At 34.7% G+C, this 23,924-nt stretch carries 20 protein-coding genes and 1 pseudogene; 18 read left to right on the top strand and 3 right to left on the bottom strand.

From position 1 onward, the window contains the following. The first annotated feature begins 239 nt into the window (after nt 1-239). The gene (locus FD18_RS01155; protein ID WP_057718153.1) at nt 240-524 is read left to right on the top strand and encodes a hypothetical protein; all 285 of its coding nucleotides are present in this window, start codon (nt 240-242) and stop codon (nt 522-524) included. 287 nt (nt 525-811) lie between these two features. On the opposite strand, the gene FD18_RS01150 is transcribed toward FD18_RS01155, so the two are convergent. Continuing rightward, a complete protein-coding gene (locus FD18_RS01150; protein ID WP_057718152.1) occupies nt 812-1,288 on the bottom strand; it encodes a nucleoside 2-deoxyribosyltransferase in 477 nt (158 codons plus the stop codon). Between the two features lie 85 nt (nt 1,289-1,373). Between FD18_RS01150 and FD18_RS01145 the strand changes: the two genes are divergently transcribed. Continuing rightward, nucleotides 1,374-1,928 (top strand): PTS sugar transporter subunit IIA, encoded by a 555-nt coding sequence (locus FD18_RS01145; protein ID WP_083486731.1) that lies wholly within the window; start codon nt 1,374-1,376, stop codon nt 1,926-1,928. A gap of 52 nt (nt 1,929-1,980) precedes the next feature. Here FD18_RS01145 and FD18_RS01140 read toward each other — a convergent pair whose 3' ends face one another. Beyond that, a complete protein-coding gene (locus FD18_RS01140) occupies nt 1,981-2,706 on the bottom strand; it encodes a GntR family transcriptional regulator (protein WP_057718151.1) in 726 nt (241 codons plus the stop codon). Nucleotides 2,707-2,714: 8 nt separating this feature from the next. Next, nucleotides 2,715-3,518 carry a tyrosine-protein phosphatase gene (locus FD18_RS01135; protein ID WP_057718150.1) on the bottom strand — a complete coding sequence of 268 codons (804 nt, stop codon included), beginning with the start codon at nt 3,516-3,518 and terminating at the stop codon, nt 2,715-2,717. 173 nt (nt 3,519-3,691) lie between these two features. Between FD18_RS01135 and FD18_RS01130 the strand changes: the two genes are divergently transcribed. From FD18_RS01130 to FD18_RS01055, 16 genes and pseudogenes are all read left to right on the top strand, one after another. Further along, entirely contained in the window at nt 3,692-4,186 is a 495-nt protein-coding gene (locus FD18_RS01130; RefSeq protein ID WP_057718149.1) for a universal stress protein, read from the top strand. 402 nt (nt 4,187-4,588) lie between these two features. Further along, nucleotides 4,589-5,518: a phosphate/phosphite/phosphonate ABC transporter substrate-binding protein gene (locus FD18_RS01125; protein WP_004898580.1), complete on the top strand. Its 930-nt coding sequence runs from the start codon at nt 4,589-4,591 to the stop codon at nt 5,516-5,518. A gap of 107 nt (nt 5,519-5,625) precedes the next feature. Continuing rightward, nucleotides 5,626-6,411 (top strand): phosphonate ABC transporter ATP-binding protein, encoded by a 786-nt coding sequence (phnC, locus tag FD18_RS01120; RefSeq protein ID WP_057718148.1) that lies wholly within the window; start codon nt 5,626-5,628, stop codon nt 6,409-6,411. Further along, nucleotides 6,404-7,207, top strand: coding sequence for a phosphonate ABC transporter, permease protein PhnE (gene phnE, locus FD18_RS01115; RefSeq protein WP_057718147.1), 804 nt, complete (start codon nt 6,404-6,406; stop codon nt 7,205-7,207). Before phnC ends, phnE (FD18_RS01115) begins: the two co-directional genes overlap by 8 nt. Beyond that, the gene (phnE, locus tag FD18_RS01110; RefSeq protein WP_057718146.1) at nt 7,207-8,019 is read left to right on the top strand and encodes a phosphonate ABC transporter, permease protein PhnE; all 813 of its coding nucleotides are present in this window, start codon (nt 7,207-7,209) and stop codon (nt 8,017-8,019) included. Before phnE (FD18_RS01115) ends, phnE (FD18_RS01110) begins: the two co-directional genes overlap by 1 nt. A 151-nt stretch (nt 8,020-8,170) precedes the next feature. Further along, the gene (locus tag FD18_RS01105; protein WP_057718145.1) at nt 8,171-8,653 is read left to right on the top strand and encodes a hypothetical protein; all 483 of its coding nucleotides are present in this window, start codon (nt 8,171-8,173) and stop codon (nt 8,651-8,653) included. Between the two features lie 51 nt (nt 8,654-8,704). Further along, the gene (locus FD18_RS01100) at nt 8,705-10,099 is read left to right on the top strand and encodes a metallophosphoesterase family protein (protein WP_057718144.1); all 1,395 of its coding nucleotides are present in this window, start codon (nt 8,705-8,707) and stop codon (nt 10,097-10,099) included. Nucleotides 10,100-10,159: 60 nt separating this feature from the next. Beyond that, nucleotides 10,160-12,109: an asparagine synthase (glutamine-hydrolyzing) gene (gene asnB / locus FD18_RS01095; RefSeq protein ID WP_057718143.1), complete on the top strand. Its 1,950-nt coding sequence runs from the start codon at nt 10,160-10,162 to the stop codon at nt 12,107-12,109. A gap of 31 nt (nt 12,110-12,140) precedes the next feature. Next, complete coding sequence (locus tag FD18_RS01090; RefSeq protein ID WP_057718142.1) at nt 12,141-13,472, top strand: carboxylate--amine ligase; 1,332 nt, start codon at nt 12,141-12,143, stop codon at nt 13,470-13,472. A 209-nt stretch (nt 13,473-13,681) separates the two neighbouring features. Next, on the top strand, nt 13,682-15,892 hold the full coding sequence (gene nrdD / locus FD18_RS01085) for an anaerobic ribonucleoside-triphosphate reductase (protein ID WP_057718141.1): 2,211 nt from the start codon (nt 13,682-13,684) through the stop codon (nt 15,890-15,892). After that, nucleotides 15,892-16,605, top strand: coding sequence for an anaerobic ribonucleoside-triphosphate reductase activating protein (gene nrdG, locus FD18_RS01080; RefSeq protein ID WP_057718140.1), 714 nt, complete (start codon nt 15,892-15,894; stop codon nt 16,603-16,605). The genes nrdD and nrdG overlap by 1 nt, the downstream gene beginning before the upstream one ends. Nucleotides 16,606-16,660: 55 nt before the next feature. Beyond that, nucleotides 16,661-17,242, top strand: coding sequence for an iron-sulfur cluster assembly protein (locus FD18_RS01075; protein WP_057718139.1), 582 nt, complete (start codon nt 16,661-16,663; stop codon nt 17,240-17,242). Continuing rightward, nucleotides 17,242-18,438, top strand: a complete 1,197-nt coding sequence (locus FD18_RS01070) for a DUF438 domain-containing protein (RefSeq protein WP_057718138.1) — start codon at nt 17,242-17,244, stop codon at nt 18,436-18,438. Before FD18_RS01075 ends, FD18_RS01070 begins: the two co-directional genes overlap by 1 nt. A gap of 103 nt (nt 18,439-18,541) precedes the next feature. Continuing rightward, nucleotides 18,542-19,759 (top strand): MDR family MFS transporter, encoded by a 1,218-nt coding sequence (locus tag FD18_RS01065; protein ID WP_083486732.1) that lies wholly within the window; start codon nt 18,542-18,544, stop codon nt 19,757-19,759. Between the two features lie 118 nt (nt 19,760-19,877). Continuing rightward, nucleotides 19,878-20,873: pseudogene (locus tag FD18_RS01060) on the top strand (tagatose 1,6-diphosphate aldolase). A gap of 133 nt (nt 20,874-21,006) precedes the next feature. Then, entirely contained in the window at nt 21,007-23,889 is a 2,883-nt protein-coding gene (locus FD18_RS01055) for an SLAP domain-containing protein (protein ID WP_057718136.1), read from the top strand. Nucleotides 23,890-23,924 lie beyond the last annotated feature (35 nt).

The raw sequence follows: 23,924 nt of genomic DNA, 5'->3' as shown, positions 1-23,924 counted from the left end.
ATGAAAAATGGCTTTGCAATAGTTCGCAAAGCCGTTTTTGGTAATTTAAATAATATTAATAGATAGTTAGATGGGAAAGTAAAATAAAAAAGAAGTATCTGAATCTCATAATGATAACATTAAGTCAACACAATCTAGAAAATCTAGTCATAGTTCTGTCAATAAAGAACAAAGTAGTTCAGTCGAATTTGTCAATTTAAGTAAAAGTTCTTCTTCAGTCTCACAATCAAAAGGACCTAGTGCTAACCAAGAAAGAATCTTTAATTGGAGGAGATAAAGGAGCAGTAACTATTCCAAATGAAATGCGAGGAAGATGGTATCTCGCCAATGCAGAGACTGGAAAAATTACAACAATTGTATTTGGCGAAAGTTGGATTACTTATGAAGATCTAGATACAACTGAACTATACAAGAAGAAAGATGGCTTTGATGCGTATGAGTATGGACGACATCACCTAGGCTATGAACGAAAAACTGAGGTGAGGCATCAAAAAACGTTTCTTCTGAAACTGGAAAATGGGTAAGTGAAGTAGGCTGGCGAAGTAAATCAGACGCTGAAAAATATGCTAATGAAAAATTCAGTAATTTACATTATAATTCCGATACAGATGATAATGATGACTAAATAGAAGAAAAAACGTTGTTATTGCAATAGAGCAGTAACAACATTTTTTCTTTACGTAATAAATTAATGAAGATCCAGAAATGAGGGAAAAGATTATGCTCTACGAAACAAGAATGTTAGAACGTGAACAAGATGCTATTAAAAAAACGGTAGATTTTAATTTCTACCAGTTTATTTTTATTTAAATTAATATACAGCACCATCGTAGAAGTTATATTTAGGACGGTTAAAATCAAATGTAGCTAACTCGCTCATCTTGATTACGTTGTCAGCTACACCCCAGCTCATTAAGTTGATTGATTCACCAAATAATTCATCGGGAATTACAAGTAAAACATACTTGCCTTGAGACATTGCATAACCTAATTCCATCCCTAAACCAACATCTTCTTCTTTAGGAACGTAAACGCCAAGCATGATGTCGCTAGTCTTGATTCCGACTAAATCTCCATTGTAAGTAGCTTGGGCCCATTCTTTGTCATGTAAATATTCAGGATGTTCATCAACGCGAATGCCTTTATATTGGTTTTGAAGAGGCACATAGCTGTTTTCTAAATCAATAGTTGGGTTGGCGTTTAAAGCGCTCATAGCGTCTTTGTACGCTTTGTTTTGGGTTTCAGTAAACCAACCGGCACCAAAATAAACTGTCTTTTGTTTTGTCATGGAAAAACCTTTCTTTCTTATCGGTGGAATATTTTTTACATTAACTAACTTTAACAAAATTTAGGTAAAAGTAACACCCACTTTTGTGTTTTTGAAATCGGTTTTATATAATAAAAATAGAAATTTTTGCTTAGGAAAGGCGGAATCTACTACGAATACTAAAAAAAATCTTTTCGATCCAGAAGCTGTTTTTGTAACAGATTTAACTGATCGAAATGCAATCTTCAAGACCGTTTCTCAAAAATTATATGACTTAGGCTATGTTAAGGAAGACTTTTTAGGCGATATTATTGAACGAGAAGATAAGTACCCAACAGGAATTTCGATGAGACCATTATCTCGTGACTTACCTGATGTTGCTGTACCGCATACTGAGGGAGACTATGTAAGTACTCAATTAATTGTTCCAATTGCGCTTAGAAACTACTCGACTTTTAATAATATGGTTAACCCTAGTGAAGAATTAAAGGTTAAATTTTTATTTTTGATTTTGAATAATGATCCAGATATGCATTCAACTATTTTAGCTAAAATTATGGATTTCTTTGCTGGAACGCCAGTAGATGAATTAAATGAATTATTCAATTCTGATTCTAATGAAGAAATTTATGATTTCTTAGAAAATAATTTTGAAAATTAAAGTAGAAAAAAGAAGCTGCATTGCAGCTTCTTTTTTTCTCCAGATTAAATTACTAAACTTCCGGATAATCAGTACTTGAAAACGAAAGTGAAAAGTAATCGCAACGTTTATATCCGATTACTAATTCAGCAACTTCATGTGTTGCACTTAAAATAGTTTTCTTAACTTGACGTACAACTGGATAGTCTTTGGCAATCTTTAGTTTTTGACTGATTTCATCGTCTGCTTGTACGATTGTATCCGTTTCTGTAAATGGCTCATCAAATAGATATAATTGCTTATCTTTTTGTAGAGTCTCATATATACTGTGATAGTTATTTGGATCTTTAGCCAAACTTCTATTGATAAATTTGGCTGGAATAAATGAACGGTGTAACATGAAAGGCTTATCGTCAATTAAACGTAAACGTTCAATATAGTAATAACTATTGTATTTTGGTAGGCCAAGCTTTTCAAGTATGTCAGCTTTATTATTTTCTTGAAGTTTTAATACTTCAACTCTATCTTCTTGTTGGTTATCAGAGAAAACTTCATTATCGCTTAGACGAACCAGCTTGTCCTTCCTTGAACGTGAAATGAACGTACCTTTTCCTTGATGACGAACTAAGTAGCCTGCCTTAACTAGGTCTTTGACAGATCTGATAACAGTAATTGAAGAAACGTTAAATTTATCTTTTAATTGAGCTTCGCTATAAAATTTATCTCCATATTTAAATTTGCCAGAGATAATTTCTTGCTTCAGCTCATTTTCAATTTGCAAATATTTTGGAATGTCCATAATCTATATCAATCCTCAAGATAGATTCTCCTAAGATCCATGATATCACTGCTTGAGAGCTTCATGGTAGAACGAAGATATTCATTGATTCCTCCGTATTGCTGGTTTAGGACATGTACAGCATGGTCTAAGTATTCTGGATATACTGACTGAATATCCTTAATAGACTGCAATACACGCTTGCTAGAGCCGTCAGCGGCTGCTTGCTTAAGCATTGCATCAACAAAACTTTTTGTTGTGATATTTGTTAGAGTATAGTCATATTTGATAGTAGTAAAAGGTACACCTAATGCTGATAAAATCAACAAAGCTCCAAACCCTGTCCTATCTTTTCCTGCAGTACAGTGGAAAAGAAGAGCATTCTTGTCTTTATCATTTGTAAGTAAAAGGTCAAAGAATTTACGGTAAGCCTTTTGAGCAGTTTGTCCATTGATCATATCTTCATAAGCAAAGAACATATGCTTGAAACCAAATTCAGGATCTTTTTCGGCATTCTCTTCTAAAGCAAAGATTCCCTTAGATGCATTAGTTAGATCATCACTAAAAACTGGATCAAAAACATATTTAGCGCCTTCTGGAACACGATCGGGATGATCATTTTTTTCTTTTTCTGTTCTAAAGTCAACGTCATACTTAACGCCATGCTTCTGTAATAATTCTAAGTCTGATGAAGAAAGATCAGCTAAATTACCAGTTCTAAGCAATTTGTTATATTTGATTGTCTGACCGGACATAGTTTTATAGCCTCCAAGTTCGCGGAAATTGCGACCATTTTGGATGCCAATTAATTTCGTCTCATAATTTTCGCTCATTAGTATTTTTCCTCACTATAGTTATTTAAATACAGTATTATTACTTTAACATATTTTGTCACAGATATTTTCTTTTTCTCGGATTTATAAAAAGAAAACAGACTTATTAATTGTTATAATTAATGGTAAAATTACAATGTAAAGATGCAAATTCCATGCGGAGATGATTACTTATGGTAGAAGATTACGACAACATTTTAGTTCCTGTTGATGGTTCTGAAACAGCAGAGCGTGCGTTTGATAAAGCAGTAAAGATTGCGCTTGATAACAATGCTCATCTTGATGTATTGAATGTTATTGATACTCGTCAATTTATGGGAGAAATGCAGGATACTTTGATTTCTGGGGACACCATTTATCAAATGACGCAAGATTCCGAAGAGTATTTAAAGAGTCTAAAAGAATGGGCTAAGGAACATTTTAACTTTACTGATGTTTCTTACCATATTCGTTATGGCTCACCGAAGAGAATTATTGCGGTTGATTTTATTAGGGATCACCACAACGATTTGATTATTATGGGTGCAACTGGTATGAATGCAGTTGAAAGAATGTTAATGGGTAGCGTTACTGCTTATGTTAACCAACATGCTTTATCAGATGTGTTAATTATTAAAACTGATCTTGACAACAACAAGATTGCAAAACCTAAGAAAAAGTATTTTTAAAAAACGAACATTATAAAAAACACTCTATCAGTAATGATAGAGTGTTTTTTTATAAAGTGGATCGATCCAATTCAACTAATTAATAATTACTAGCGCTTACATTAAAATAATAGTATTCAAGTACGAATATTTTTGGTATGATACTTAAGAACGAACGTTAGTACTAGGGGAAAGGAAGAACGATAATGATGAATTTCGATTACAACATTATAAACTGTAACCAAGATTCAGTGGCTCGTTCTTGGGCTGATTCCTTCGGGGAATCAGTCTTCATTGGTGTTGACGCTTTCGTTGTTTTTTTAGCGACTTTTCTGGCTCAATGTGATTAGCTCTTTTTGTCAGCTCATCATATTGGGTCTTTTTTTGTATTTGTCATTTAATGTTTTTCATTAGGAGGAAATGATGAAAAAGTTCAAAAAAGTCTTAGTAGGCCTTTTTGCAATTTTACTTGCTGTTGTTGCAACTGCTTGTTCTAACAAATCAAACAGTTCAAAGGATGGTTATACACCAAAATCATTAACTATCCAATTTGTACCTAGTCAAGCTGCTAATAAGCTTGAAGCTCGTGCTAAGCCTTTAGAAAAAATGCTTTCTAAAAAGCTTGGAATTCCAGTTCATGTTTCAATGTCAACTGATTACAACACAGTTGTTGAAGCTATGAAATCTAAAAAAGTTGATGTTGGTTTCTTACCACCTGATGGTTATGTATTAGCTCATAAACAAGGAGCTGCTGATGTTTTACTTCAATCTCAACGTTACGGCGTTAAGCAACCTGGTGGTAAAGCAACTAATAAATTAGTTGATTACTATAGAGCAGAAATTCTTGTTAAAAAAGGTTCTAAAATTAAATCTTGGAAGGACCTAAAGGGCAAGAGTATTTCAGTTCAAAACCCAACTTCTTCAGCAGGTTATGTTTTCCCAATTGCTGAACTTGGAGAAAAAGGTTTGGATGTGCCAAAGGATTGTAAGTTAGTTACCGTTACTGGCCAAGACCAAGCAGTTTTGAATGTATTAAATGGTGATACTGACGCAGCATTTGTGTTTGAAGATGCTCGTAACACGGTTAAAAAAGACAATCCTAAGATTATGGACCAAGTTGTTCCAATTTACTTCACTAAGCCAATTCCTAACGATACTATTTCTGTTAGAAGTGATATGTCTAAGTCCTTCCAAAAGAAACTTGCAAAGGCATTTATTGAAGTTGGTGAATCTAAAGAAGGTAAGAAGATTATCGAATCAATTTACAGTCACGAAGGCTACACTAAGTCTAAGGACAGCAACTTCGATATTGTTCGTAAATATGACAAGATTATTGCCAAGGACAAGAAATAGTCAATTAAATAAAGCTTAGTTAGTAAAAGATAATTGTCCCTAAAAGACAATTATCTTTTTATGCACTGTAGTCAATTTAAATAATGTTAAGGAGATTTTTAAATTAAATGGCAGCTACTAATCAGCCAATGATTCAACTAAAAAACGTTAGCAAAATTTATAATAACGGAACAGTTGGTTTAAAGGATATTAACTTAAATATTGATAAAGGAGAATTTGTCGTAGTAGTAGGTCTATCTGGTGCAGGTAAATCTACTCTACTTCGTTCAATTAACCGTCTGCAAGATGTCTCTGAGGGAGATATTAGAATTGATGGTAAATCAATTACATCTGCTAAAGGTAAAGATTTACGCGAAATTCGTCGTGATATTGGAATGATTTTCCAAAGCTTTAACCTAGTTAAACGTTCAAGTGTTTTGCGCAATGTTTTAACTGGCCGAGTAGGTTACTATCCAACTTGGAAAACAACTTTTAACCTATTTGCTAAGGAAGATAAGCAAAAAGCATATGAAGCATTGCAACGTGTTGACTTAGCAGATAAAGTTTATACTCGTGCGGATCAACTTTCCGGTGGACAACAACAACGTGTTGCTATTGCCCGTGTACTTACTCAAAATCCTAAGATTATTTTAGCTGATGAACCAACAGCTTCACTTGATCCTCAAACTTCACGTCGAGTTATGCATGATTTGAAGATGCTTAATGAAGAATATGGGATGACTGTAGTTGCTAACCTTCACAGCGTAGAACTTGCTAAAGAATTTGGAGATCGAGTAATCGGTGTTCGTGCAGGTCAAATTGTTTACGATGGCAAGATGAGTGAAACTTCTCAAGCTGTCTTTGATGATATTTACAATGGTGGAAATGGCAAGAAAGGGGAAGAAGATGCCTAAATCTAAGGAACAGCATTTAGCTGAGTTGCCTAAAAAGAAATTCAAAATTATGAACTTTGTATGGGTCGTAATTATGATTTTAGGTCTCTTTCTTTCAGTAGATGTAACAAATACACACATTAGTGTTTTGTTTAATAACTTTAGCCAATTTACTGATATTTTTGTTCAAATGTGTCATCCTGATTGGGGATATGCAGCTACAGCAATTCCACTTTTAATTGAAACAATTAAAATGGCAATTTTAGGAACTGTCATGGGATCAGCAATTGCTTTTGTTTATTCTCTTCTAATTGCGAGAAATATTGTTAAAAATAAAGCAGTTACTGGAATTTTAAGAATAATCATGAATATTGTTAGAACTATCCCAGACTTGCTTTTAGGTGCAATCTTTGTTGCTGTTGTAGGTATCGGCCCAGTTGCCGGTGTTTTAGCTTTGACTGTATTTACATTTGGTGTGGTTGTTAAATTGTTCTATGAAGCAATTGAAACAATTGATCCAGGTCCAATCGAAGCTTTAACAGCCGTTGGCGCAAATAAACTACAAATTATTCATTTTGCTGTGATGCCACAAATAATTACTTACTTTATTTCTTATGTTTTATATGCATTTGAAATTAATGTCAGAGCTTCAACAGTTCTTGGATATATTGGTGCCGGTGGTATTGGTTTGTACTTACAACAAACTCTTCAAGTCTTTGACTATGCTAAGACCGGTATGATTATCTTAGTTATTATCGTTGTCGTAGTTATTATTGACTACATTTCTACTAAATCTAGGGAGGCGTTGATGAAATAATGGGTACTACAATGAAAAAATTACCTCCTAAACCAGTGGACACTAAGAAAAAGATTCAACACTGGACAATCGCTATTGTCACTGTTGTTTTAATTATTTGGTCATTTGTAGGAATGGATTTTGGCGGAATAAAAGCAAGTGCAGGTCAAATTGCAGGAGCTATTGTTGCCGGAATTTTTCATCCAGACTGGTCATATGTGTATAACGGAAGCGGTGAAGATTTAATCTCTCAATTATGGGAAACAATTTGTATTGCTTTCTTGGGTACCTTTATTTCTGCAATTATTTCTTTACCGTTCGCCTTTTGGGCAGCTAATACTCGTCATAAGAAATGGTATACATCCCGTTCAGGAAAAGTTGTATTAGCCGTTATTCGTTCATTTCCAGAAATTGTTTTAGCCTTGATGTTTATTAAGGCAGTAGGACCAGGTTCCGCAGCCGGTGTACTAGCTTTAGGTTTCCACTCAGTTGGTATGCTTGCTAAATTGTTCTCAGAAGCAATTGAAAACCTTGAAGAAGGCGCAAATGAAGCTGTTACTGCAGCTGGTGGATCTAAGTTTAACATTATTATGTTTGCTACAATGCCTAACTTAATGCCAGCCTTAATCTCTAATACTTTGTATCGATTTGATGTTTCAATCCGTTCAGCATCTATTCTAGGTTTAGTTGGTGCTGGTGGTGTTGGTTATCCATTAATCATTGCCTTGCAATACCGTCAATGGAACCGAGTAGGTGTCATCTTAGTAGGAATCATCGTCATGGTGGTAATCATTGACTGGATTTCCGGTTGGATTAGAAAGAAATTAGTTTAATCAACTGAAACGAGTAAGATTTATCAAATCTGCTCGTTTTTCTTTTGTCAAATTCTAAATTTTTTTGTAATATCTATCTATAATAATGATAAGTACGGGAAAAAGTGAACTTTTTTGTTATAATGGAAGTTGTATTTCAAGGAGGACAATGATGGATAATTTAACTACCATGACATTGGCTGATGATATTGCATTATCACAAGAAAAAATTATCAATGGCCAACAAGACCTGAATACCAAAAGAATTTACAACGAAATCAATAGTTTAAGCATTCTTGATAAGCCAATCGAAGAATACTTTGATATGACTCAAGATGAATACTACAATAGCGAATCTGATGGGAAGTTAACTTTACTTCATTTAGATCAATCATTACGTGAATTAAATGATCGAATTTTAACTAATCATGTGGATGGATATGTTGATCAAGATGAGATTAATTTAACCTATAATCATGAAGATCCAATGCAAGATGGTAGCTATGACCGCGCTACTGACTTACATGTTCTACTTTACAGCTTGAAAGTTATTGGAGCTGTTAGAGCAATTGTTCCAAATGATTTAAAGAAGGTTTTGTCTAAAGATGCGGTTCTATCATTAGGTCTTGCCGCAAACGCTTTGGCAAATAATTAACCCCAAGGCCATTAACGGCCTTTTTTTGTGTGATGAGTGGGGAAGAGTATCATGAAAATTATCAATAAAACCAAAGGTATGATTGATAAGTTTTCCGGGATGACTCGGAAGATGATGCGAAATAAAAGTAATATTCCATTTGATGGAATGCAAAAATATATGACTGTCGGTGAATATAACGTTGGAGCTTCAGAGGGAACGCCTCACGGTGAAGAATATAAGCTCATTGTTTACAAGGATACTGACAATGTTTTGCATCAAGCTTTACGTTCTGTTGATGCTTCTGATTTAGCACCAGCGTACGTAAGGAAATTTGATAAACGCTTAAATCGTTTTACTGCTTTTGTTAACAAGCAAACAGGTCGACGTTATATTGTTGAAGATCAACTAGATCAGTTAGTAGATTATGTGAAAAAGCATAGCCGAGATGGCTATAACTCAATTAATATCGGTGTTTTAACCGATACACACTATAAAGATGCTGATAGTATTGATTTTTATGGACATAACGGACTTCGTCATGTTAAAGAGTTTAATTATCTTGAAGATAAAGATGTTTTAGATTTAAAAGCTCATTTAGGTGATTGGATGGATGGATCCGATCCAGGATTAGTTGGCGAAGCAGAGTTGATATCTTTGTCTAGAACGTTTAGATCTAAAAAAACTAACTTTGCTGTCATCAAGGGTAATCACGATGAAAATGATAAATTTGATGAGCATCATGATCTGAGAGCTAGTTTTCCAGAAAATGAATTTGAGGATATAATGTGGCCAAGTATGTATGCGCAAGATGGTATTCACTATATCACGCGCAAGCACGGGGTTGCATATTTTGATAAAGATGACGTCAGAATTATTACAGTCAATACATCTGATTTACCTTATGAGCTTGATGATCAAGGAAAGAAAAAATACGATACTAAACTTGCTTTAGCGATTCGTGAAGATCAGATGCAAGAAATTATCGAAATTCTTGAAAATTCAAATGGTAAAACAATTATTTTCATGAGTCATGCAAACCCTATTACTCGCAAGGGAACAAATGCCTTGAAATTTAATGGGCGTTCTCTACATGAATTAATGGTTGCCTTTAATCAACGTGAAAAAGGATACCTTAATTCAAGGGATGTTCCTCCTGAATTTACCCTAGCTAATAGCTTTGATTTTACGAAGATAAAGAATGCAAAAATAGTTGCATATTTATGTGGACACCGTCATACTGAAGACCAATATCGCATTAATGGTATACAGTATATATTTTTTAATTGCTCGGCTCTAATGGGGCCTAACCATGCGCTTACTACGCAATATAATAAGCGCTGGAATAGACAGATGGATCATGCTAATGAAGCAGCTGGATATATAGTAAATGTTGATGTTCACCGACATTTATTACAAGTATTTGGATATGGAGCTGCTTCTAAGAGACGATTCTATCGAATTTAATTTTTGAAATGTAAATAGCTTATAATAAGACTACTGTTTATTTTGAGGTGAAAGTTACTTATGTGTGGAATTTGTGCGTTTTTTGATCCTGAATTAAAGGATAAAGACTGTGCTATTCAAGGAATGATGGATACAATTAAACACCGTGGTCCGTCTTCTGATGGAAAATATACTAATGATCAGGTGGCTTTAGGTTTTAGACGTTTGTCAATTATTGACCTTCGTGGTGGAAGTCAACCAATTTTTAATGAAGATAAAAGTAGAGCAATTATTTTTAATGGGGAAATTTATAATTTTAAACCATTAAGAAAAGAATTAATTGATGCAGGTCATACCTTTACTACTAAGGCTGATACTGAAGTTTTGCTTCACGGCTATGAAGAATGGGGAATGGATGGCTTATTGAAGAAAGTTCGCGGTATGTTTGCCTTTGTAATTTGGGATGACAATACCAAGACTTTATATGGTGCTCGTGACTTCTTCGGAATTAAGCCAATGTACTACTCAGACCAAAATGGTAAGTTAATTGTTGGTAGTGAATTGAAGAGCTTCTTAGCTTATCCAGGCTTTAAAAAGGAATTAAATACTGAAGCAGTTAAGCCATACTTAATGAACCAATATAATGACTTAAAGGAAACTTTCTTTAAGGGTGTTTACCGCTTTCCAGCAGGTCACTGGTTTGAATATAAAGATGGCAAAATGAAAACTCATCAGTACTGGGATGCTAAGTATGTTGAAAATAGTCTAAGTTTTGAAGAAACCTTAGATAAAATCAATGAGGACTTAAAAGAAACTGTTGATTTATACAGAAATGCGGACGTACCAGTTGGTGCATTCTTATCTGAAGGTATTGATTCTTCCTACTTAACTAGTTTACTTGATCCTGAAGATGTGTTCTCAGTTTCTTTTGATGATTCTACATATAATGAAGCATCAAAGGCTAAGGCACTTTCTGACTTACACGGCTGGAAATTCTTTGCAGATAAAGTTGATGCAGATGAAGCAATGCGTGACTTCCCAGAAATGCAATATCACATGGACGAACCAGATGCCAACCCATCTATTATTCCATTATGGTACTTGTGTAAATTAGCTAGAAAGCATGTTACTGTTGCCCTTTCTGGTGAAGGTGCCGATGAATTATTTGCAGGCTACGTTAACTACGGCATGCATACCCATAATGATGTAATTAAGGTCTTTACTGCTGGCCTTAAGAAATTACCTAAGAAGAGTCGTGTTCGTTTAGCTCATAAGATTAAGAAGATGCCTAACTTCCCAGGTAAAGTACATATGTACACTAACTTAGCAGAGCCAAGTGAATTTTATGTTGGACAATCTGTCATTTATGATATGGACTATCCAACTATCTTTACTTCTAAAGATGCTAATGCTATCTTGCGTGATAAATACAAGAATGATTTGACAGTTAATGGCATTTATCAAGAAGACTTTAAGAAAGTTAAGAATATCGATGAAGTTAAGCAAATGCAATATATTGATCTTCACCACTTTATGCTTAATGATATTGAGCAAAAAGCAGATAAGATCTCAATGGCTCATTCTCTAGAATTACGTGTGCCATATCTTGATAAGAAGATTGCAGAACTTGCTAACTCAATCCCAACTAAATATTTAGTTAACCGCCACGATACTAAATATGCTCTTCGTAAGGCATCCGAAAAAGTCTTGCCAGAAGAATGGGCTCAAAGGCCAAAGCTTGGTTTCCCAACTCCAATTAAGCAATGGCTTAAGGAACCAAGATTTTATAAGCAAGTTAGAGAATTGTTTACTGAAGACTTTGTAAATGATATTTTTGACCAAAAGAAGATTGTTAAATTGCTTGATGATAATTACAAGGGCGATGGTTCAGCTCGTCGCCAAATCTGGGCTATTTACACTTTCTTGGTTTGGTACAAGTTATTCTTTGTTGACTATGATGAAACTGTTAAGAAGTATCAACACGTTCAACCAGAAGTGGCAGAATTAATCGAAAGTGGAAGACTTGTTTAATTAAAAGTTAGAGAGAAGTACGGATTACAAAATGGTACAAGCAAAATTTACTCCTATTTTACTAGGTAGCGATATCAATGTTTACGGAATGGCGCGTTCATTCAATGAAGCTTATGGAATTAAGGTTCAAGCTTGGGCAGCTAGTCAGTTAGCAGCAACACGTTACTCTAAGATTGTTGACGTGGAAGTTCATGAAGACTTTGAAGAAGATCCAGGCTTTATGAACGTAATGAAGCAAAAGATTGAAGAATACAAGAATCATCCAGAACCAGTTATTTTAATTGCTTGTGGGGATGGATATGCGGAATTACTTGCTAAGCATAAAGATGAATTAAAGGATACTTTCGTAGTTCCTTATATTGATTATGATTTGCTGGAGAAACTAATTTCTAAGGAAGGTTTCTACGAAATCGCTGAAAAGTATGGTCTTCCATACCCACATACTAAAATTGTGACAATGGATGATTATAAGGCTGATAATTACTTGAATTTACCATTTGATTATCCAGTGGAATTGAAGCCAGAAGATCCAGTTTCTTGGTTAAATTGCCAATTTGAGGGGCGTAAAAAGGCATTTACTATTCACGATGAGGCTGAATTAGTTGATATTGTAGGTAAAATCTACACTCATGGATATACTGAAGACTTAATCTTACAAGACTTTATCCCAGGTGATGACTCTAATATGCGTGTACTTAATGCATATGTTGACAAAAACCACAAGGTTAAGATGATGTGTTTAGGTCATCCACTTCTTGAAGATCCTACTCCACAATCAATTGGTAACTATATGGCGATTTTACCAGCATTTAGTCAAAAGCTTTATGACACAGTTCAATCATTCCTTGAAAAGTTGAATTACACTGGAATGGCTAACTTTGACATTAAGTATGATCCAAGAGATGGAGAGTACAAGTTCTTTGAAATTAACTTGCGTCAAGGTCGTTCAAGTTTCTATGTAACTTTAAATGGCTACAACTTAGCTAAGTGGTATGTAGATGATTATGTAGAAGATAATTTGAAAGATAAGCCAACTGTGTACGGCAATAAAGATGGTGCTGACTATATGCTTTGGCTTGGTGTTCCTAAGAAAATCTTTAAGGAATATGCTTACGACAACGGTTCAAAACGCTTAGCTGAAAAGTTAATTGATGAGGGGCATTACGGTACAACTGTCTTCTATGATAAAGATCGTAGCTTAAAACGTTGGTTATTGATGCACTACATGTTCCATAATTACTATGCTAGATATAAGAAGTACTACCAAGTAAATAAGGGACAATATTTTGAAGAAGAAGCTAAAAAATTAGAAAAACAAGCTCTTCGTGATGGTCAACAAGAAAACCATGAAAATGAAATTTAATTAGAAAAATACTGCTGAGAATTTTTTACTCTCAGCAGTATTTTTTTGACTACTTTACTAATTATAGAAAATTTTGAAAATGAGCCTCTCTCTTGCTAGACGTAACTTTTGCTTAATACAATATATATGATCCAAAATGTCAATACCTACAATATCATGTAGTTTCTGATAAAATAGAACCATAGATATTGTGAAAGAAGAGAATAACCATGTTACAACAAGATGCTCAAATTAAATCAATTACTCAAATGACGCTGCCAGAAACAGCCATTAAAAGAGACGGTAGCATCTATCCTTTTGCTCTTTACAAAATTGAAATGGTTTTAGATAGCTTGCATCTGACTGAACATGAAGCAGATATTCTACCTGCTATCCTTCAAAAACTAAATGGTGCAAAGCAGACTTCTACTGAGAAAATAGCAGATGCATTTGTTCAAACATTAATCGAATTCGGCTTTAGTGATGAAGCAAATGCTTATGTTGATTATCGTAGAGAAGACGAAGCTAATTTTAAGAAGCAAACTGAGACTACTAACCGTCTGAATCGCTTAGTTCATCATGATCCAACAATTGTTAATGAAAATGCTAATAAAGACTCACGTGTTTTTTCAACTCAGCGTGATTTAACAGCTGGTGTAGTTGGTAAAACAATTGGTTTAACGATGATGCCAGAACATATTGCGAAGGCTCACTTACGCGGTGACATTCACTGGCATGACTTAGATTACACACCGCTCAGTCCTCTAACTAACTGTTGTTTGATTGACTTTAAAGAAATGCTAGGTCATGGCTTTACAATAGGAAATGCAAATATTGAATCTCCTCATTCAATCGAAACAGCAACTGCTCAAATGTCTCAAATTATTGCTAATGTTGCTTCTAGTCAATATGGGGGATGTTCTGCTGACAGAGTAGATGAAGTTTTAGCTCCATATGCTGAAAAGAATTATCACAAGAATATTAAGGAAGCTAGCGAATTCTTTGACGATGAAGAAAAGATCAAGGCTTTTGCAGTTAAGCGAACAAAAAAAGATATTTATGATGCTATGCAAGCTCTTGAATATGAAATTAATACCCTATTTTCAAGCCAAGGACAAACTCCGTTTACTACTTTAGGATTTGGATTAGGAACATCCTGGATTGAACGTGAAATCCAAAAAGCAATCTTAAAGATTAGAATTGAAGGTTTAGGAAAAGACAAAAGAACAGCCATCTTTCCTAAGTTAGTCTTTACGCTAAAGAAGGGACTTAACTTACATCCTGGAGATCCAAACTATGATATTAAAGAATTAGCTTTGGAATGTTCTACTAAGCGTATGTATCCAGATATTGTTAGTTATGACATGATTAAGAAAATTACTGGATCATTTAAAGCTCCAATGGGTTGTCGTTCCTTCTTACAAGGTTGGAAAGATCCAGAAACTGGTAAAGAAGTAAATTCCGGTCGTATGAACTTAGGCGTTGTTACTTTAAACCTACCTAGAATTGCTATGGAATCAAAAGGAGATAAAGACTTATTCTGGCAAATCTTTAGAGAAAAGGTCCAAACAGCACATGAAGCTTTGCAAATTAAGGCTAAACGTTGTACTGATGCTATACCTGATAATGCTCCAATTCTTTATGAATATGGTGCTTTTGGTAAAAGACTAAATGCAGAAGATAATGTAAATGATCTTTTCAAAAATGGCCGCTGTACGGTTTCCTTAGGTTATATTGGACTTTATGAAGTAGGTACAGTCTTTTATGGTCCTAATTGGGAACATAATGAAGAAGCGCACCAATTTACTATTAATATTGTTAAAGAACTTCACGATTACTGCGCTAAATGGGAAAAAGAAGATCCAAATCACTATCACTACAGTGTTTATTCAACTCCAAGTGAAAGTTTAACTGATAGATTTTGTCGTTTAGATACTAAGAAGTTTGGTAAGGTTAAAGATATTACTGATAAGGAATACTACACTAATTCTTTTCACTATGATGTTAGAAAGCACCCAACTCCATTTGAAAAATTAGCTTTTGAAGCTCCATACCCATTCTATGCTGCAGGTGGATTCATTCATTATTGTGAATATCCAAACCTTAAGCAAAATCCTAAGGCACTAGAGGCTGTCTGGGACTGGGCTTATGATAAAGTGGGATACTTAGGAACCAACACTCCAATTGACCAATGCTACGAGTGTGGTTTTAAGGGTGAATTTGAGGCAACCGCTAAAGGCTTTGAATGTCCACAATGTGGCAATCATGATCCAGAAACTTGTGATTGTGTAAAACGTACTTGTGGTTATCTTGGTAATCCTTTGAAGCGTCCAATGGTTCACGGCCGTCACGAAGAAATTGTTCACCGTGTAAAGCACTTGAACTTAGGAATGGAAGAAAAGATGGCAAAGGATGAAGTTAGAAAGAATGACGAATACTAATGCCAGAAAAAGACAAAAATAGTCAAGAAGGTCCAGATGTTCGAGGTAACTTGATTAAGGTTAATGTTGGGGGAGACACAATTTTTGTTGATTCTAATCAATATAAACCTCAAGTTGAACATGCAAAGGAATTGAAAAGAAAACACCGTCTTCCAAAAAATCCAAAACCACAGGAATGGAAATCTGAAGAATATTCTAAACATAAAATAGCTGATTATAAGCCATTTAATTTTGTTGATGGTGAAGGAGTTAGATGCAGCTTATATGTAAGTGGATGTTTGTTTAACTGTCCTGGTTGTTATAATTTAGCAGCCCAGAATTTTAATTATGGACGTCCTTATACTCAAGAATTGGAAGATAAAATTATTGAAGATATGTCTCAATCTTATGTGCAGGGGTTAACTTTATTAGGTGGAGAACCATTTTTAAATACTTGGGTATGCTTGAAATTAATTAACCGGGTACGTAAAGAATTTGGACATAGTAAAGATATTTGGTCTTGGTCAGGCTATACTTGGGATGAGCTTCAAAAAGAAACTCCCGATAAGAAAGAAATGCTTTCAAAGATTGATATTTTAGTTGATGGACGTTTCATGGATGATTTAAAAGATTTGACACTACAATTTCGTGGGTCAAGTAACCAGCGAATTATTGATGTTCAAAAATCAATTAAGGCTAATAAGGTTATTATTTGGGATAAGCTAGTTAGATAAGTTTGATAGAATAAGGGAAACGATAATGTTTCTCTTATTTTTTTAGGTGAAAAAGATGCAAGAAAAGAATTTGAAATTAGTCGATAAAATTATGACCGCCTTGCAAGGTGTAGAAGATCCAGAATTACTAGTTGATGTAGTTAATTTAGGGTTAATTTATGGAATTGATATTGAAGGGGATCATGCCACAGTTAAGATGACTTTAACAATCGTTGGCTGTCCCTTGTCCACATATTTGCAAAATGCAATTGAAAAGGCAGTCTTGTCTGTTCCCAAAATTAAGACTTGTGATGTGAAGTTGGTTTGGTATCCAGTTTGGAGTCCAGAAAGAATGACGATAGCGGCTAAGAAACAATTAGGGATGCTGGATAATGAACAAGTCCTTGATCAAGAAAATAAAATTGAAGAGACAGAAAAGATAATTGATTTTTCTGTTCCAATAAAGAAGCTGGCAGAAGAATATCCAGATTTTATTCAAATTATGTATGACTGCGGCTTTACAAGAATTAAAATTCCGGGCCTGTTGTCTACCGTAGGAAGAGTAATGACGATTCCGCTTGGTGCCCAAGCTATGAAAATTGATTTAGACAAAATAAGGCAGGCGTTCGAAGATAAAGGCTACAAGGTGATTGATTAATGAAAGAACTAGATAAAGAACGACAAAAAGCTATTTTAAAAATTTTAAATTTTATTCAAGATGGTGGGGAGCTTGAAGAAGCAAAGAAAATGTTTCAAGCTGCCTTTGATCAAGTTGATGTGGCTGAAATCACTGCAGCAGAAAGAGAATTAATTGCTCAAGGCCTTGATCCAAGAGAAATCCAATATTTGTGCAATATTCACGCCGATGTTTTTAAGGGTAATATTAAAGAAAATAAGAAAAATTCTGAGTTTGAAAAACCAGGTCATCCAGTTCATACATTCAAGTTAGAGAATATTGTTCTTAAGTCCTTGGTAAATGACGCTTTATTGCCAGACTTAGCTAAGTGGGAAAAGGGAGATAAGGGTGCACTCTCAAAGTTAAGACAGGAGTTAAAAGACCTAGCTAAAATTCACTATCATTATGCTCGTAAGGAAACCTCAATGTTTCCCATTATGACTAAATATGGAATTACTGCACCACCGAAAGTTATGTGGGGCGTTGATGATAAAATTCGAAAACTCATTGGTCAGGCTAATTTACTTGTTAATCAAAAAGATATTGATCAAGTTGAAGTGTCTAAGGCAATAAAAGAGACGGCACGTGAAGTGCTTGAAATGATTTTTAAAGAAGAAGAAATCATGTTGCCAATGATTGATGAAGTTGCCAGTGAAGAAGACTGGGGCAATGTCAAAAATGAGGAAGAACAGATTGGCTATACCTTGATTCAAAAACCAATGAATTGGAAACCTAAGGAAAAGACTAAAAATGATGGGCCATTTTCTGTTGATAAATTAAGTAGCTTAGCACTAAATTTTGCAGAAGGAAGCTTAAATTTGGAGCAATTATCTGCAATTTTGGACTTATTGCCTTTTGCATTAACTTTTATTGATGAAAATGATAAAGTAGCTTATTTTGGTGGAGGCGCCAATATTTTCCCTCATTCTAAAAATGCGATTGGCAATAGTGTTTATTCTTGTCATTTACCTGAGAGCATACCACGAGTTAAAAAGATTTTTGACGATTTTCACCAAGGGAAAAAAGATAAGTATGAGTTTTGGTTTGAGCCAAGACATATGGGGCGGTACCTATACTTACAGTATTTTGCTGTGAGAAAAGATAATAAATATTTGGGCTGTTTAGAAGTTGCTCAGGATGTTACTGATATTAGAAGTTGGAAGAATGAAAAGCGATAACGAGAAGACTCTACCTGTAGGCAGAGTCTTTTTTACGCTCGTGCAAAAATGTTCATTAATTGCTAGACTGAATGTAAGAATATGGAAGAAAAGGGTGAGAAAGTTGCATAGTAAGGGAAATGTCCAACCGGATGATGAGATAAAGTTACATTGGCTTCTTTTGAGTGAGTTATTTACCTGGATTGGAGCCAGTTTTATTTGGCCATTAACTTCAGTTTATTTGAATAAAAGACTCCATGTTTCTTTGGCTATGATTGGAGTAGTACTTCTATTTAATTGTTTGGCTAATATGCTTGGTTCATTTATTGCTGGCGGGGCATATGATCATTTCAATCCATACTATTTAATTATTGCCGGCGCTGGCTTAGATGCCTTAGTACTATTTGGAATGGCCGCTAATCATACCTGGCCAATTTATTGGGTTTGGATGACTTTGACTGGTCTACTGGGCGGCTGGAATGGTGCATTAATTAATTCAATTGCGACTAGTATCAAGTCTAAGCCAGGGCGGTATATCTTTAATACAATTTATTTTGCACAAAATCTTGGTGTGGTACTAGGAACATTAATTGTAGGTTATATCTATGATTATTCAGTTACAATTTTATTTGTAATTGCGGCTAGTCTTTTTGTGATTGTAAGTATAAACGCAATCATTAATTATCGACCAATTATTAAGTTTCATTCGAAAAGAAAAGCTCAGCAAAATAAAGATAGTAAAAATAAGGTAACTCCGATGCCGGTTGCTAATCTAAAGCTGACTATCGGCTTTTTTACGACCTTAGCTGTAATTTGGTTGATGTATATGAACTGGGAATCTAATCTTTCAGTTTATATGGTTTCTTTGGGAATTCCTTTTCATTTATATAGTTTATTGTGGACAATTAACGCCAGCATTATTGTGATTGTTCAAGCATTTCTAAGTCGTTTTCCTAACACATTTAAGAACTTATTTCATCAAGTAGTATTTGGAGTTACTATGTTTGCTATTTCTTTTGTAACTCTAATTTTTGCAAAAGACTATGCTCACTTTGTATTTTCAATGGTTACTTTAACGCTTGGTGAATCAACAGCAATGCCCGCAATGCCCGCCTATGTAAATGACTTGTCACCTGTCGATAGTAAAGGGAAATACCAAGGTTTAATAATTTCAACGTCGGCTGTTGGGAGAGCATTTGGACCATTATTTGGGGGCTTGGTTATTGATAAGTTTGGTTATATCAATTTCTTTATTGTTGCTGCGGTTGGAATTTTTATGATGCTGGCAATTATTGTTCCCCTTCATACAAGATTAAAAGGAAAGCTGAAAATATTTAGGTAAACTTTTACATGATTTTTCTTATTAAGTGAAAAGCTTTACAGTATGAAAGCGATCTCCGCTTTTTATGAAAACGCCGTCTTATAATATAAATGTGCGGTAAATGAAAAGGAGATACACGATGAGAAAGATTTCACCTGAAGTTGCAAAACATATGGATAATTTATCTAATGAGACTGGCGTAATCAGTGCATTAACAATTGACCAAAGAGGATCATTAAAACGAATGTTAGCTGAGGCAGAAAATTAGCCTGCTGATGAAACAATAATTGTTGATTTTAAGGAGGCTGTTTCTAGTGAGTTGACTCCATATGCTTCTGCCATTTTGACAGATCCGGAATATGGTCTTCCAGCAACTAAGGGTAGAGATAAGAAGTGTGGTTTATTATTATCTTATGAAAAGACGGGCTATGATACTACTGAGCCAGGTAGAATGTGTGATTTAATTGCCGATCAATCAGCATTAAGAATTAAAAATGATAGTGCCGATGCAGTTAAGTTCTTACTTTACTACGATCCAGACGAAAGTGATAAAATTAACGATAAGAAGAAGGCTTTTGTCGAAAGAGTAGGAGCTGGAACTAAAGCAAATGGATTACCATTTTTCCGTGAATTATTAATTTATGATGGGAAAATTAATGATGCTAAAGGTGAAGAATACGCAAAGGTAAAACCTGAAAAAGTTTTCAAAACTATGCAAGAATTCTCTAAGTCTCAATATGATGTAACAGTTCTTAAAGTTGAGATGCCATTTAATATTAAGTTTGTAGAAGGCTATAATGGCGACAACAATGTTGTTTATACTCAAGAAGAAGCAAAGAAATTATTGAAGAAACAGTCAGATTTAACTAATTTACCATATATCTTTTTATCGGCTGGTGTAACTTCAGAAGAATTTATTGCAGAGATTGAAATGGCTGAAAAAGCTGATGCAGACTTTAATGGTGTGCTTTGCGGGCGTGCAACGTGAAAGTCAACAATTAAGCCATTTGCTGCTGAAGGAGAAAAGCAACGTAGAGAATGGCTTTCAACTGAAGGAAAGAAAAATATCGAGAACTTAAATGATGCACTTAAAGGTGCAAAATCATGGAAAGATAAATTAGAAATCAAAGAATAATAGCTGAATTATTTAATTGAAAACAAGGTCAGAAGTGGCCTTGTTTTTTGTATGGATGAACCTAGGTCCAACCTTGAAAAAACATACTTAGCGCAATAAAATAAAAAAGGAATTGTTAATTTGGAGGAAAACAATGAAAGAATTGAAATATACAAGTTTGGCTGTTGCGGCATTAACAGCTACTCTTTTAGCAAGTACTAATAATAGTAAGGTTCAAGCTGCTACAACTGATAAAAATAACACTGTCGTTGTAGCAAAATCAGATAAAGAAAAATTACAAGATGCTGTTAATCAAGCACAAAATTCAGTTAATAATGCTCAAGCAAGCGTATATAGTAAAAAGAGCGCATTAACTAACGCACAAGCACAGGCAAAAGCACCAAATGATGCCTGTGATGCTCAACAAGCTAAGGTAAATGATAGCCAAAAGAATTTAGCTGATAAGCAAGCTGTTGCAAAACAAGCACAAGATAAGTTAACTAGTGCAATTGAAGTAGCAAAGCAAGCAACTTCAGAAAATATTCAAAAGACCCAAAAGAATATTGCTGCACAGCAAGATGCAATTAAAGCTGCTAAGCAAAATGTCAGTGATGCAAATGCAGATTTAAATACAGCACAAAGTCAATTGGCGACTGCTAAACAAAAACAGGCTGATGCTCAAAATTTAGTTAACAGTAAAGAAGCTGCAAAGAAAACCGCTGATAATAATGTTGCTAACGCTGAAGCTGCTCTTAAGAATAGTGGACTAGATGAAGCAAAACAAAATGTTCAAAAAGTTCAAAACGCATTAAATGATATTAAGAAGACAAATGCGGATAACGAATCAGTTTTGTCTAAGAATCAAGCTGCTTTAGCTGAAAATAATCAAAAGATAGCAACTGTTAATAATAATCTTGCAGTGGCAAACAAAGCTGTAGTAGATGCTCAAAACAATGTTAATGCTAAACAAAAGGCGCTGGCTGATGCTAAACAAGCTTTGAAGGACTTACAAGATCAAGTTGCTCAAGATCAAGCAAGCGGTGCAGCTGGTTTCTTTAAGGCAATTGCTGACAATAAAGATAATTCTGAAAGTTTGAGAGAAGATGCTCAAACTGCATATGAAATTGTAGCGGGAACATATAAGGGTGAATATGGAAAAGAGCCAACCTGGTATGCAAAACGTGTACATTTAGGTGCTAAAAATGATGCTACCAGTATTGAAGAAATGAAAAATGTTCTTCCATATTTACCTAAGGTAAATGAAGCCCGCACAAGTCATAATAGATCTGTTTTGGGAATATCATTAACAGATATGGCTGTAGCTATGATTGATGCAGACTATCAAACAGGCTGGTTAGACCATCCAGACAGTTTATATCAATCAGAAAATCTTACTACTTATATGCAGGAACCAGTTCAATCGTGGATGCAAGAAGAAGAAACCTGGAATGAAATGGTAAAAGAGCATCCAGAATATGCTGATGTGTTAAATAGCTCTTACAATATTTATGCTTTCTTTACCAACCATTATGATGAATATTTACAAGTAGGTCACTTTTTGAATTTAATGGATCCGTCTCTTACTCATTTTGGAATGGGCCGCTTAGATGACTCTGCTGTTTCTTGGGATGTAAATGATGTTCTTGATGTTTCAAATCCACTAAGTGTTGAAGCCTATACTGATTTATTTAATAAGTATTCTAAAGATGTATTAAAAGAAGATCAGTTAAACACCCTTAAAGCTAACGTAGCTACTGCAAATCAAAACCTAGTTGCAGCACAAAATGCACTTAAATCAGCACAAAATAATGTTCAGAGTTTACAAGCTAACCTAGCAGAATTAAACAATGGTTCTGCTAAGATCAATAAAGCGATTTCTGATACGCAAGCTGCTCTTGCTAAAGGCCAAGAAAATCTTGAATTTGAGCAAAAACAACTAGATCAAGCCAATCAAACCTTAGCAGATGTTCAAGCTAAAGTTGGTACAAAAGCAAAGGCCTTAGATGATGCTAAAGCTGCACAAGCTAAGGCAGCAGAAGCTGTAGCTCAAGCACAAAATGTTTTATCTGAAGCTACTGCTGCTGTTAAGGCAAGTCAAGCCAAGGTAGATGCAGCACAAAATGACGTTCAAGTTAAAGATAATAATTTAAAGAGTGCCCAAGCTGCTTTCGATTCATTGAATCAAACTTTGAACAATTTAGAAAATGCTCAATCAAATCTCTCTGCTGCTCAAACAGCTTTGAATAAGGCAAATGATGACGTAACTGCTGCTAACAAGGCAGTTAAAGCTCAACAATTAATTTTAGATACTTTAAAAGAAGCAAAAGATAAAGCTGACGCCCAAGTTACAAATGCATCAGAAGAACTTAGGAAAGCGGAAGCAGAATTAGCTGCTGAACAAAGTAAGCTTGAAGATGTTAAGGCAAGATTAGACGCATTTAATAAGAAAGAAACAGAAAACAGCCATAAAGAAACTTCCAATACTGAAAAACCAGTAAACCCAACCAACAAACCTGACACTAGTCATGTTGTAAAACCTTCAGATAAAACTGCTGCAAATAGTACTGTAAAGCCAATAGATAAGCCGGATTCAAATAGTGAAGCATCAACAACTAATTCATCTGAAACTACCCCAGCTGATACTGATGCAGAGGTAAAGAATACTGATACTGTAAAAGAAAATGCTAAGGCAGATCTTAAGACTAACAATAAGTCTGAAGAAAAATTATCTACTGTTAAGATTGTTGATAATAGTGATAGTTCAGCCGTATCTGTTGTCTTAAACGATTCAAATACTCCAGTTAAGACCTTTGGAGAAAAGACAGTTAACGGTACTACTTACTACAAAGTTAGTGCAAACCGCTGGGTTAAAGCTGATAAAGCTCATGTAGTTGCTGTAACTGGTAATGTAACTACTAATAAATTGCCACAAACTGGTGCAAAGAATGAGCTAGTTGCAGCTCTTTCTGGATTAGCAGTTGCAGGAACTAGTTTAGTTAGCAACCTTGGTATTAACCGTAAGAAAAAGAATGATTAATTTATAAAATCATGTACTGATAAAAAAGAGTCGAT

This window comes from Lactobacillus taiwanensis DSM 21401 (genome assembly GCF_001436695.1).
In the GTDB taxonomy this organism is placed as follows: Bacteria; Bacillota; Bacilli; order Lactobacillales; family Lactobacillaceae; genus Lactobacillus; species Lactobacillus taiwanensis.
Note: the sequence above shows the minus strand (reverse complement) of the source record. Positions and strands in the feature narration are given on the sequence as shown.